The 12,542-nt window shown below is 29.5% G+C and carries 9 protein-coding genes; 2 read left to right on the forward strand and 7 right to left on the reverse strand.

What is annotated here, in order from left to right; all coding sequences use genetic code 11:
* Nucleotides 1–18: 18 nt before the first annotated feature.
* The 7 genes from L1S46_RS00865 to L1S46_RS00895 all read right to left on the reverse strand — a co-directional run bounded on the left by L1S46_RS00865 (nucleotide 19) and on the right by L1S46_RS00895 (nucleotide 8,610).
* Nucleotides 19–1,614, reverse strand: a complete 1,596-nt coding sequence (locus L1S46_RS00865; RefSeq protein ID WP_077829073.1) for a PTS transporter subunit EIIC — start codon at nucleotides 1,612–1,614, stop codon at nucleotides 19–21.
* 241 nt (nucleotides 1,615–1,855) lie between these two features.
* Nucleotides 1,856–2,581, reverse strand: a complete 726-nt coding sequence (locus L1S46_RS00870) for a MurR/RpiR family transcriptional regulator (protein ID WP_038458635.1) — start codon at nucleotides 2,579–2,581, stop codon at nucleotides 1,856–1,858.
* Between the two features lie 185 nt (nucleotides 2,582–2,766).
* Complete coding sequence (locus L1S46_RS00875; RefSeq protein WP_077829072.1) at nucleotides 2,767–4,530, reverse strand: HD domain-containing phosphohydrolase; 1,764 nt, start codon at nucleotides 4,528–4,530, stop codon at nucleotides 2,767–2,769.
* A 300-nt stretch (nucleotides 4,531–4,830) separates the two neighbouring features.
* The gene (locus L1S46_RS00880) at nucleotides 4,831–6,018 is read right to left on the reverse strand and encodes an amidohydrolase (RefSeq protein WP_238898857.1); all 1,188 of its coding nucleotides are present in this window, start codon (nucleotides 6,016–6,018) and stop codon (nucleotides 4,831–4,833) included.
* A gap of 297 nt (nucleotides 6,019–6,315) precedes the next feature.
* Complete coding sequence (locus tag L1S46_RS00885; protein WP_238898859.1) at nucleotides 6,316–7,344, reverse strand: type II CAAX endopeptidase family protein; 1,029 nt, start codon at nucleotides 7,342–7,344, stop codon at nucleotides 6,316–6,318.
* A 29-nt stretch (nucleotides 7,345–7,373) separates the two neighbouring features.
* Nucleotides 7,374–8,165 carry a carbon-nitrogen family hydrolase gene (locus tag L1S46_RS00890; protein ID WP_238898861.1) on the reverse strand — a complete coding sequence of 264 codons (792 nt, stop codon included), beginning with the start codon at nucleotides 8,163–8,165 and terminating at the stop codon, nucleotides 7,374–7,376.
* Nucleotides 8,166–8,265: 100 nt separating this feature from the next.
* Nucleotides 8,266–8,610, reverse strand: coding sequence for a phenylpyruvate tautomerase MIF-related protein (locus L1S46_RS00895; RefSeq protein WP_077854546.1), 345 nt, complete (start codon nucleotides 8,608–8,610; stop codon nucleotides 8,266–8,268).
* A gap of 548 nt (nucleotides 8,611–9,158) precedes the next feature.
* Here L1S46_RS00895 and L1S46_RS00900 point away from each other — a divergent pair.
* Both L1S46_RS00900 and L1S46_RS00905 read left to right on the forward strand, forming a co-directional pair.
* A complete protein-coding gene (locus L1S46_RS00900) occupies nucleotides 9,159–9,548 on the forward strand; it encodes a response regulator (RefSeq protein WP_238898863.1) in 390 nt (129 codons plus the stop codon).
* A gap of 29 nt (nucleotides 9,549–9,577) precedes the next feature.
* The gene (locus L1S46_RS00905; protein ID WP_238898865.1) at nucleotides 9,578–12,517 is read left to right on the forward strand and encodes an ATP-binding protein; all 2,940 of its coding nucleotides are present in this window, start codon (nucleotides 9,578–9,580) and stop codon (nucleotides 12,515–12,517) included.
* The last annotated feature ends 25 nt before the right edge of the window (nucleotides 12,518–12,542 follow it).

Genomic DNA, 12,542 nt, shown 5'->3' on the forward strand with positions numbered 1-12,542 from the left:
AATGATTCCTCCTTCATTTTATTCTGCTCTGTCTAATGCTTCATCTACTATTGTTCTAATTTTATTAATTGAAAGGCCATATACAACTTGTATATTATTTCCCTTTTTCACAACACCTGCTGCGCCTGTTCCTTTTAAAGCTTCTTCATCAATTAAGGTGTTATCTATAACATCCACTCTAAGTCTTGAAAAACAATTTTCTACTGTTACTATATTTGCTTTTCCACCTAATGCTCTAATTATTGTTAATGCTTTTTCATCATCGTTATTAGCTTTACTATTATTTTTATTTTCTGATTTCATATCTTGCTTAACTTTTGCTGCATTCTCATTTAAATCAATTACAGCATCTGTATTATTTTCTTCTCTTCCAGGTGTTCTTAAATTCATCTTCTCAATCATAAATTTGAATACTAAGAAAATCACAACTATTTCAACTAATCCTACTAGTATATACACAGGCCAATGAGTTTTACCTATACCTGCTGGCAAGTTTATTACTAAAAAATCTAATATTCCATTAGTTGCACATACTCTTACATTTAATAGGTATACAAACATTTGGAATAGTCCATCAATCACTGAATAAACAAACCATAGTAATGGTGCAGCAAAAATAAATGTAAATTCTAATGGTTCTGTGATACCTGCGATTACTGCTGTTAAAGTTGATGGTATTAATTGTGCCTTTAAATTACTACGCTTTGCTTTTTTAGCAGTGAAGTAAAATGCTAAGGCAACTCCAATTACACCAAAAGTTTTAACTAATCCATATGTTAAAAATCTTGCTGAATCAGGCATAATAGAGATTGTTGAATCATTAAGCAATGCTAAGAAAACTGGTTTTGCTCCAATTACATTTTGGCCATTTATTATCATCTGATCCCCAACTGCTGAATATAGGAATGGAGACCAAATTAAATGATGTAAGCCTGTTGGAACTAAGAATCTATTTAAAAATCCATAAACAAACACTCCAGCCGCCCCTGCAGAACTCATAAATCCAGTAAGAGCTGTGATTCCAGCAGCTATTGTAGGCCATACATATGTGGTACCAATACTTAATATAGCCACTACAGGAATCATGATAACGAATACAAACTTACTATTACCGTATGGAGCCATAGCGCCACTAAATTCTTTATCTATATATTTGTTATGAACTATAGCAACTAGTACTCCTAGAATCATTCCTAGAAACACTCCCATATCTGTCACATGGAATCCTAGTTGGATTGTCTGCCCAGTTCCATATAAAGCTGATGCTGTATCACCTTTAATTATTTTTCCAGATAGCTCTAACCACTTACTATTCGCGCCTAGGAACAAAATATATGACATAATGGAAATGAATGCTGCTTCCGCTTTTTTCTTCTTTGACATCCCCATCGCTATTCCGACACAAAACAAAATGCTTAAGTTCCCCATAATCGGTGATAACATTCCATTAAAGAATTTTCCTGTTACCCAAATTGCTCCGCCTTCTTTTACAAATGTTGTATTGGTGAAAACTGCTGTTAATGCAATCAACATACCTACAATGGGTAAGAATAAGACCGGTCCAATCATAGCTTTGGCAAATTTCTGCATACTATTTAAAATCTTATCTTTCATTTAAATATTCCCCTTCACTATTTTATAATTTTTTTTGGGTAATTACCTGTGAGAATAGGATATCATTATTAATAGATATTGTTAATAGTTTTAAACGTTTCAGCAACATGTTGACTCAAAAGTAAACATGTTTACCTTTACACTTTAAAAAAGCTATCTCATTAGTTAACATCGAGATAGCTTTCTATATATAATTTCAGTAAGTTTCCACATGGGTATGATTAGTTTGGATATCTATATTTTATAAATTACTCATTACCTTATCTAGCAAATATTCCATTACAATCATTACCCTAGCATAAAAATAGTTCGCGGTAAGATTTCTATCATCTAATTCTTTATCATCTAATATCATAAAATTTAAGGTTGCCTTTTTAGCCATGTGATTCTCTGACTTACCAGTAAAAGTTATAATATCCAATTCATTTTTTGATGCATAATCAATCACTTTTGTTATACTTTCCGTTTCTCCACTTTTAGATATTCCAATAACTAAGGCGCCTCCTATTTGATTGCTGTCATATACTCCATAAGAATTTGTTTTAATGCATTTAAACCCAAGCACTAACATCTTTCTCCAAAAGAAATCTGCAATCGAATCAGAGAATCCAGTGGCTGTTATGAAAATTATATCTTCTCTATGTTTAATTATCATAGAAATGAAATCTTCTATTTTCTTATTTTCAATTTCTGATATGAAGCTAGTAATATCAGAGGTATGTTCTTGATTGTTTTGATGATTTTTTACTATGAAGTTTAGTCGATATATCATATCGACATAGCCTGTATAACCTAGCTTCTTTGATAGCTTTATTATTGTTGCCGCCGATGTATAATTAATTGTTGCAACATCTCTTACACCTTTAGTTAAAACAGAATCAATATTAGTCAATATGTATTGCAAAACCTGTCTCTCTGTTTCTGAGAGCTTGTAATTATCAGCTATTTTATAAATATCAAATTTCATATCACACCTCCAATATAATGTAATTACTTCATATGATATCATACTTATATCTTTATTACTTAATGAATACATAAAAAAATCCCTTAACGTAGGGATTGTAATCAAAAATTGCAGCTTTCATTAAGTTAATTATATCTCACATCATGAATATCTTCTCTCTTATTATAAATTCCCAATAGATTTTATTATTCCTCAGTTTCTTCTAAGTATTCTATAAATGCCTTAACTATAATTGGATCAAATTGCTTCCCTGAACATCTTTTTAATTCTTCGATTGCTTCTTCTTTATCCAAGCATCTCTTATAAATACCATTGTTAGTCATAGCATCATATGAATCCGCAACACTAACAATTCTAGATACTAGCGGTATTTTCTCGCCCTCTAATTTAAGTGGATAGCCATTTCCATCCCATCTTTCATGATGAGCTAAGACACCTTTTGCTACATTATCTAATTGATTTGATGCTTTTACTATTCTATATCCTTTTTCTGTATGAGTTTTAACTACCTCGAACTCATCTTCTGTTAGCTCACCCTTCTTAAGTAATATTTCTTCATTTATTCCTATTTTCCCTATATCATGAAGCTTAGCAACTATTGTTAGCTCATCCATTACCGACATTGGAAGCGATAACTTTTCTCCTATCGCAATAGAATTTTCTAATACTCTATCTGTATGTTCTTCAGTTTCCAAACTCTTAGCTTCTAAACCCATTTGCAGAGAATACATTATAGAACTATTAAGACTGGTTTTTTGTAGCAACTTTTGCCTATATACCTTATCATCTGCTTCTTTTAATGCTTGATATATACTCTTATTCAAGCTATCCGCTACTGATGCACCTAAAGATATGCTCACATTGATTAAATCGTGCTTATACATTTTGCAACGATCAAATATATTTTTAATAATGATTTCACATTCCTGTTCAGTTGTATTTTTACTTAAAATTACGAATTCATCTCCACCAGTTCTGAAAATCAACTGTTTTTCACCACATACATCTTTAAGTGCTTGGGCTATTAATCTTAAAAGTTCATCGCCTTGATCATGACCTAGCGTATCATTTACTAATTTTAGTCCATTGGCATCCCCCATTATTACTCCTACCGGAAGATACTCTTCACCTTGGAACTCTTTCACTTTTTCTTCAAAATATGTTCTATTGTATAAACCTGTTAAAATATCAGTAAAACTTAATTGCCTTAATTTTTTCTCTGCTTCTTTTTTCTCAGTTATATCTAATACTAATCCTACAACACCTGAAACATCACCATTCTTATCGATTACAGGTACTTTTACTGCTTCTGTATATATTTCCTCTCCATCTTCTGAGTAAAGTATTGTTTCAGCTTTTATACTTCTTTTATTTTTTATTACTTCATTATCTTCTCTTGAATATTTTGCAGCCAATTCTTCCGTTGGATGTATATCAATATTTGTCTTTCCAACTACTTCTCCTATACCATCCTTATTATAGAATTCATCAAATTGCTTATTTACATATACATATCTGCCTTCTTTATCTTTAAAAAATACTCTTCCTGGAAGTGTATCCATTACAACTTTTAATATGTTTTCTTGTTTCTCTATAATCTTATCTTTTTCTTTTATAATATCTAAATTTGCATATATGCCAGCTACAGCAAATACTTTTCCCTCATCAATTAGCGGAACTATAGTAATTTTTCTGCGCTTTCCATCAAGGTACCCTTCTTCAGTTAATGGCTTTAAGGAGTTTATAACTTGATTGCAATATTTAATACATTCCTCTCTTACAACACCATCAAATATCTCTGCATCATTTTTTCCAATAAATTCTTTATTTATATCTTTATATATAGCTTTGTATTCTTTATTTACATATATAAATCTCAATTCAAGGTCTTTTATCCATATAGGCTGTGGAAGATTATCTGCTAATGATTTAAATAGCTTGTACTCCATCTCCTCATTTTCCCTCCTTTGAATTCCAATCTGCCGTAATAATTCTCAGAAATGATTCATCATAATAATCTCTAATAAACTATTTGGAGCATTTATGCAACTATTTCCTCAAATTTTACTAATTACAACCAACTTATCACACTTTGTAATTTCTTTCAATCATTGCAATCATTTGTTAGGGACTTATTTTTAAAATTGAAATTCAATTTCTTTATTAAACTTAATCACTAGTAATGTAGCTTTAAAACTTTTAATTCTTTACTATATTACAAAATAAATATTTAAATTAAGTACCTTTATCTACTTAATCTTATGTTTATATTTCTTATCTATTATCTCTTTTAAAGCACCTTCTGCCAGTTGTGCAAAATATTTCGAGCTATTTAAAATTGCCTTCTCATCAACTTTATATTCCGGGTGATGGTGCGCATAAGATTTTCCTGTTCCTACAATTATAAATGCACCTGGTATTTTTCTTTGATAATACGCAAAATCTTCACCCTCTAGACCCATAGATATTCTTCTAACATCATATCCAGATCGTTTTCCAATTTTAGTGCTAAACTCTACCCATTCTTCAGTATTATTTGTTGCCGGAGAACCTGAATGCCAAATAAGCTCTGCACTTCCACCAAAAGATTGTGCTATTCCTGATACCATTTCATTCATTCTCTTAGCTATTAATTGACGTATATTCTCATCTAATGTTCTTACTGTACCTTCAAGATATGCTAATTCTGGAATTACATTCCAAGTATTTCCTCCTTCTATATGAGTCACACTTAATAGCGCTTTTTCTGTTGGACCTATATTACGACTGATAATTGTTTGAAGTGATGTAACTATGTTACTGGCAATTATAATTGGATCTATTCCTTTTTCCGGCTTAGCAGCATGGCTACCAATCCCTGTAATATTTATTTCAAACCTATCGACAGCAGCTGTCATTGCTCCAGTTTTTATTCCCATTATTCCAACTTCTGAATCTGAAACATTGTGTATTCCAAAAATTGCATCCACATCATCTAAAACACCTGTCTCTAAAATTTTTTTAGCTCCATCCGCACTTTCTTCACCCGGCTGAAATATAAATTTTACTGTTCCTATTAATGACCCTTGATGCTTTTTAACTAAATATGCTGCACCTAAAATCACCGCCATATGAAAATCATGACCACAAGCATGCATCATACCATCAACTTTAGACTTATAACAGAGACTTGTCTCTTCTTTGATTGGTAATGCATCTATATCACATCTGATAGCGACGACAGGACCATTAGGATTTCCTTTTACCTGTGCTACAAGGCCTGTATCCAAAGGTAAATCAAGAATATCTATATCTGCTCTTTTTAGCAAATCTTTTATTAGTTGTGTAGTTTTATATTCCTCATTAGACAATTCAGGATTCTCATGTAGTTTGCGATATACTTCTATAAGCTCATCATTTAAATTCTCTATTATAGATAACAATATTTTATTTGTCATATTAATCCTCCTTTAAATTCATAAAATAGAATTTGTATCAATGCAGTATATATACTGCCTAGAATTATATTATTCTTTAATAATGCAATATGACTTACTAACTTCTGCATGATATTAGATAGACAGATAAAATAATGTTTTACAACATACCTATTATGCCTTAATTGATGCTTAAATTATAGGCATCCATTTTCATGGTGTCAATATACAATTTCGACTTCTATCCACACTAATATCTTTAGTTTAAGACATAATATTTATCACTCCATAAAACAACCTTTTGCCCTTTATAATAGATCACTTTGCTAAATTAGTTGCTGCCATAGTTACAACAATAAATATTATATAGAATACTATATAAGCCCTCGACCACGCTCCACTAAAAGAATATCGTACTTTCTGGTGAGTCTTTAATATTCTTGTATCCTCTTTTACTATTTCTAAAAATTCGCTTTTATACTTACTAATAAATAGCAATAATGCAGCTACCCCAACTAAAAAGTACAAAGTTCCAAATGTATACTCCAATATAGGCATCTTTAATAAAGATATTCCTGTTGTAGCAAAAGTTATCGTATTATTAAATATATGAGCTATCATCGACGGTATAATAGATTTTGATTTAATTGCAATAAATGCTAAAACAATTCCCATAAGTATTGGATTGATGAATTGAACTAGGTTTAGATGAAACATGGAAAAAAGAATTGACGAAACAATCATTGCTGTTAGATTCCCATACTTCTGCATACTTCTGAGTATAAATCCCCTAAATATAATTTCTTCTAAAATTGGTCCCACTAAACATACATATATTAAAAATAATATTAAAAAAGTGTTTTGTTTAGGGAAACTAAAATCTGGCTGTGGAATGTTTAATCCTAAAATCTTAAAAATTGTTGAGTATATCATATATACCATGCTTGAAATCATTCCTACTCCTATACAAGAAGTTGCTCCTAATAATACAAACATCTTATTTGACTTATTCTTTGAAAATATTTCTTGCCTAAATTTCACCTTTATAGTTTTTATTGCTATTAGAATTGCTATAAGATCCCCAACTATACATGTGAAATATCCAGCAAAAAAATTATATGCGTCACTTGAAAGTCCTAAAATTATATTTTCCTTTAGATTAGTTACTACATTGAATCCTATCATTGGTCCTATAAATTTTATAGAAAATGTCATTATGAACACTAATCCATATGTTGATAATACTAACGCAAGAAGTATCCTTGCACAGTTTCCGCCACTTTTTTTAATATCCTTTTTTAATGCGAGCTTTCTATATTCAATTTCTTCTTGAAAATCATTTATCATAGCTTTACCTACCATTCATTACTTTAATGTTAAATAGAATTACAATTACTTATAGCTTTATATAAATCTTCTCTTCTATCCTTCTTTATATCAAACTGTTCTTTAATCGCTCTTATCATATCTATTTTTAACTCTTTTATAATTAGTGTTTCTTTCTCAATTACCTCGTTCAATATATTACCATCTGGACTTATAAAAACTGATTTTCCATTATAATGAAGATCATTTCCAATTCCTACTCTATTTATCCCTATTATATAGCATTGGTTTTCTATAGCCCTAGCTTTCAATAAAGTTATCCAATGCTTCTCTCTTTCTTTAGGCCAATTAGCCGCTATAGTTATTATTTGCGCTTCTTTAGATGCTATTTGAAATATTTCTGGAAACCTTAGATCATAGCAAATAAATGGAACTATTTTTAATCCATCAATCTCACATGTGAGTATCTTATCTCCTTTATGATATTTATCAGCCTCACCACTGTAGGAAAATGGATGTATTTTCGTATATTTAGTTAAGCATTTACCTTCTCTTGACATAATAATATATTTATTGCTCCCCATTTTATCACTTTTTACCGCAACACCAATTCCTATATTTATATTATTATCCTTAGCATTTTTTCCAATCCATTTTATTATTTCATCTTCAGATAATACAAGCTTGTTTATATTCATGGTAAAACCCGTTAAAGCCATCTCAGGAAATAGGATTAAATCAACCTTATTTTTCGAAGCTCTTTCAATGAATTCTTCAACTTTCTTCATGTTTTTATTAATATTCTCCCAGATTATATCCATCTGTGCAATTCCTATAATCAAGTTGTACCTCCTTCAATATTATAAATAAAGGATACTATGTGCATTGTTACATCAGAGTACCCTTTACTTTAGGTCGCCTATATCTAATTACCAGCCGTGGTTAAAAATTCTTTCCATTCCATCCCCAATTTGCAACTTCCTCATACTTGACGTATATCTTATCTTGAGGTATGTCTAATTCCTTTTCATATATGTTACAAATTTCTGCTGTTAAAGCATCATATGCATCCTTATTTGATTTTCCAAATATTTTTACTTCTATAAATGCACCCTTTTCTAATTTTTCTCCTCCGAAATATAATGAGTAGTCATCTTCGAAGCCTACCATCAAAAAGGTTTCACTTTTTCCCGGAATCAAATTTATTGCTTCCCCTAATTTTTTCTTTATAATTTCCTCTTTTTCCTTTGAAATTTTCACACTAACTTTTGATCCTATAAATGGCATCTCTTGTTATCTCCTTTCTACATATATATATATAAATATACTAAATTATACCATAATTCTATATATTTTATTATTATTTGCAAGTACATACTTAATTTATATCATAATTCTTAATATCATATTCATTTTTATTACTCCAATAAATACTACATTAAAAATTGATTATTTAGTTTTAATTATATCACATCATGTACTCGACCTTACTACTCTGTTTGATTCCCCTTTCCCAAGTTTTATATGAATACTATATTAACTTAGGAATACTATAAATATTCTAATCTCTTATCTTCTAAATATAGTATGTATATATTTTAAATATATAATTTATTCCTTTTGTATATATTTATCACTTCTCATATTTTTTAGTTGTTGAACTTCATTTATTAATCTCATAATTATTTTAATATTTAGATACTGAAATAATTATAATAAAAAACTAAAATTTGGTTAAACTTTTTTCTAAAATATGTTATATTATTCATAGTAGGTATTAATTTTGTAAGTATTTAGGTGTTGACTTTTAAGTTTTTTTGAGAGGGGATTAAATTATGAATGTCGATAAATCAATGTCAAAAATTTTGATAGTTGATGATAATATTGCTAATGTTTTACTACTTGAAAGAATGCTTAACATATCTGGTTATAAGAATATAAAAACATTAACAGACTCTAGAGAAATTTTAAGATTATATTCTACATATAAACCTAATTTGATACTATTAGACTTTAGGATGCCATTTGTTGATGGACTTCAAATTATAGATGAACTAAATCTTATAAAAGATGATAGTGAACTATCTATAATTATGATCTCTGCTGAAAACGATAAAGAATACTATGATAAAGCGTTGGCTAAAGGTGCTGCTGATTTCATTACTAAACCATTTAATTATGATGATATAATTTCCAAAATCGCGAGCACCTTACAATGTTTATGATTACTAGGCATAGTGGATGAGGTGATATTATGGATAAAACAAATACTCATAAAAATATTTCTCTTTATAAATGGATTTGGCAGTCCTATATTCGTAATGCGTTAATTCCATTAATAATTATTGAAATAATTTTTACATGTATATATTTCATCTCAAATTACTGGTCTCATAAAAGTTCGGTTGCTTTTTACAAAGATCAATCAAAAAGTGAACTTAATGAAATTGTTAAACAAGAAGTCAACTTAATTGATCAGCACTTATCATCTATTTCAAATTCTACAATGTTTTTCAGTTTGCAAATGGGACATGCTTTATTAACTCCAGCTTCTTTAACTCCTAAAGAATATAGTAGGTTATCATATTCAAATGATAATATTTACTATACTAAAGAGAATAATTCAGCTGATGAGGCAGCAATCATTTATAATAATTTTCTACCTGTTACAAGAGATGATAAAGAAAAGAAAATAGCCAAGGTATTAACACAAGAAAAATTAATGGCAGATATTAAGAATTCTTGTCCATTAGTTAATTCCATATATTTTAACACCTTTGATTCCTTAAATATAACTTACCCATACGTTGATGTTTTTAATAGCTATAATTCTTCTTTAGAATCATCTTCTAGCAAATTTTATTATGAAGCTGATGCTAACCATAATCCAGATAAAAAAGTAAAATGGGTGACTCATGATTTTAATTCAAGTAACAACGATTTTATAAGTTCTGCTATATGTCCTGTTTATAACGGCAATTTCTTAGAAGGTGTTGTAGGTATTGATATAAATATGAATTCAATTGTTAATAAGGTTTTAGAAATTGATATTCCTTGGAATGGTTATAACTTGTTAATTGGAAAAGATGGTAATATTCTTTCACTCTCTGATGCAGGAAAAAATGATTTAAATTTAGATGAACTCGTTTTAAAATACGGAAACGGGTATTATCAGTATAACTTGTATAACAACAATGATTTAACCACATTAATGGATGAAATTCAAACTAGTGAAACTGGATTTTCAAATTTTACACTTAAAGAAGAACCTAGAATTGCATGTTGGTCCGCTATACCTAATACGGATTTAAAATTATTAATAGTAGTTCCAACAAAAAATATACACTCTAATGCTGATATGCTAAAAAACAATTTGTTAGGAATCGGAATAATTACAGTATTAGGATTAATTTTATCATATTTTTTACTTTTCTTAATCACTTATAAGAAAGTGAAAAATATGAGCTATATTGTTTCTGACTCCTTGTTAAATATTAATAATATTGTTCAGGAGATTAGTAGTGGCAAATATGATATAGACGATCCACTATTAAAAATCTCAGAATTAGAAGATATAGCATTAAATTTGATCGAAATGGGACATCATATCGATGAAACAAATAAAAATTTATTAGTTACCCAATCTGAACTCAGAAAAAAAGAAGTTGATTTCAGGTCACTTGTTGATTCAATTAATGACATAATCTCAGAGATAGATATAAACGGATATATCACTAAATTATGGTCAAGTGTCCATACTTATTTGTATAAACTACATATGCACGGGCATCTTAACTCTATCTATGATATTTTAGATGAAAATACAGCTAAAGTTGCTAAACAAAAGATAAATTATGTTATTAAAGCAAGAAAATCTACTACTATGGATTTTAATATCCTATCCAAGGATGGATTAAAATGGTTTGAGGCATGTATTTCTCCGCACTTAAACTATAACGATAGAGTAGTAGTTCTAACTCGTGACATTACAGAACAAAAGAAAATGGCTCGTTCTATTATTACGGCAAAAGAAGAGGCTGAAAAAGCTAGTAAAGCAAAATCCGAATTTTTATCTAGCATGAGTCATGAACTTAGAACACCATTAAATGCCATATTAGGATTTTCTCAAATCTTAGAATTAGATCCTGAATCTCCATTAACTCCTTCTCAGAGTCAGAGTGTTAAGGAAATATCAAAAGCTGGCAATCACTTACTAGAATTGATCAACGAAATACTGGATTTAGCTAAAATCGAATCAGGAAAACTTAGCATTTCAATTGAATCTGTTCCAATTAAACATGTAATGGAAGAGGCTATTTCCATAATAAAACCATTTGCAGATAAACATAAAATAAAAATTATTAATTACCCTATAGATAATTCAGATGAATTTGTTTCGGCAGACCATACACGATTAAAACAAATTTTGCTTAATTTGCTATCTAACGCAATTAAGTATAACAAAAAGGATGGCCAAGTAATCTTTTATCATGATAAGGTCAATGATAAGTATAGATTTCATGTTATTGACACTGGCATTGGTTTATCTAATTCTGATTTAGAATTGATTTTTAAACCATTTTATCGTCTAAACAGAATTAATAATTCAATTGAGGGGACTGGTATTGGGCTTGCAGTCGCTAAACAACTAACTGAATTAATGAATGGTGAAATATTTGTAACTAGCGAAAAAGGTGCTGGCAGTCACTTTTGGATTGAACTTCCTTGCATCGAATCATCTATTTTGCAAACTTCTGAAAATATGATGACATCTGAAAATAGAACTTATTTCCCTAACGATAAATTTCGTACAATATTATATGCTGAAGATAATCCTGCTAATTTACGACTTGTTGAACGTGCTCTATCCCAAATTAGTAATTTAAAAATGCTTTCAGCAAATTCTGGTGAGCTGTGTTTAGATTTAGCCATTGCCCATAATCCAGATATTATATTACTAGATATAAATTTACCTGGAATAGACGGTTATGAAGTCTTCAAAAGACTCAAAATGCATAAAGAGACTAAAGATATCCCAATCATCGCTGTTAGTGCTCATGCAATGCCTAGAGATATAGAAAAAGGATTATCATTAGGATTTTCTGATTATATTACTAAACCAATTGATATTCCAAACTTTATCGAAAAGGTATGCATCCTATTGGCTAGAATTAATAAAGAAGATATCAATTAATAGGACATACTATATTTTAAGAAAG

Source organism: Clostridium sp. YIM B02500 (assembly GCF_022324665.1).
Classification (GTDB): Bacteria; Bacillota; Clostridia; order Clostridiales; family Clostridiaceae; genus Clostridium; species Clostridium beijerinckii.

What these genes read in the sequence shown, in the direction of transcription:
- L1S46_RS00905 (WP_238898865.1), top strand. Translation starts at nt 9,578, where the DNA reads ATGGATAAAACAAATACTCATAAAAATATTTCTCTTTATAAATGGATT.
- L1S46_RS00885 (WP_238898859.1), bottom strand. Translation starts at nt 7,344, where the DNA reads ATGATAAATGATTTTCAAGAAGAAATTGAATATAGAAAGCTCGCATTA.
- L1S46_RS00870 (WP_038458635.1), bottom strand. Translation starts at nt 2,581, where the DNA reads ATGAAATTTGATATTTATAAAATAGCTGATAATTACAAGCTCTCAGAA.
- L1S46_RS00875 (WP_077829072.1), bottom strand. Translation starts at nt 4,530, where the DNA reads ATGGAGTACAAGCTATTTAAATCATTAGCAGATAATCTTCCACAGCCT.
- L1S46_RS00895 (WP_077854546.1), bottom strand. Translation starts at nt 8,610, where the DNA reads ATGCCATTTATAGGATCAAAAGTTAGTGTGAAAATTTCAAAGGAAAAA.
- L1S46_RS00880 (WP_238898857.1), bottom strand. Translation starts at nt 6,018, where the DNA reads ATGACAAATAAAATATTGTTATCTATAATAGAGAATTTAAATGATGAG.
- L1S46_RS00865 (WP_077829073.1), bottom strand. Translation starts at nt 1,614, where the DNA reads ATGAAAGATAAGATTTTAAATAGTATGCAGAAATTTGCCAAAGCTATG.
- L1S46_RS00900 (WP_238898863.1), top strand. Translation starts at nt 9,159, where the DNA reads ATGAATGTCGATAAATCAATGTCAAAAATTTTGATAGTTGATGATAAT.